The sequence below is a fragment of the Prevotella lacticifex genome (assembly GCF_019973375.1).
Lineage (GTDB): Bacteria > Bacteroidota > Bacteroidia > Bacteroidales > Bacteroidaceae > Prevotella > Prevotella lacticifex.
In genome coordinates this window covers 1-289 of sequence record NZ_BPTV01000033.1, presented here as the reverse complement: position 1 = coordinate 289, position 289 = coordinate 1, and the positions used below count along the sequence as shown (strand labels likewise).

General features: G+C 44.6%; 1 protein-coding gene. It reads left to right on the top strand.

Annotated elements, in window-relative coordinates; all coding sequences use genetic code 11:
- Positions 1 to 194 (top strand): hypothetical protein (locus LDN30_RS16280; protein WP_223930257.1); only part of this gene is annotated, 194 nt, incomplete at its 5' end.
- Positions 195 to 289 lie beyond the last annotated feature (95 nt).

Genomic DNA, 289 nt, shown 5'->3' with positions numbered 1-289 from the left:
TGGCGAGAAAATTAATACCGCGAGAAAAAGGATTCTCGCATGCTGTTTATTCTCTCGCAAAGGCGCAGAGAACGCTAAGATTCCTTCGGAATAATTCTCTTTGCGACCTTTGCGGCTTGGCGAGAAAATTATATCGCGAGAAAAAGGATTCTCGCATGCTGTTTATTCTCTCGCAAAGGCGCGAAGAACGCTAAGATTCCTTTGGAATAATTCCTTTGCGCCCTTTGCGGCTTGGCGAGAAAATTAATACCGCGAGAAAAAGGATTCTCGCATGCTGTTTATTCTCTCG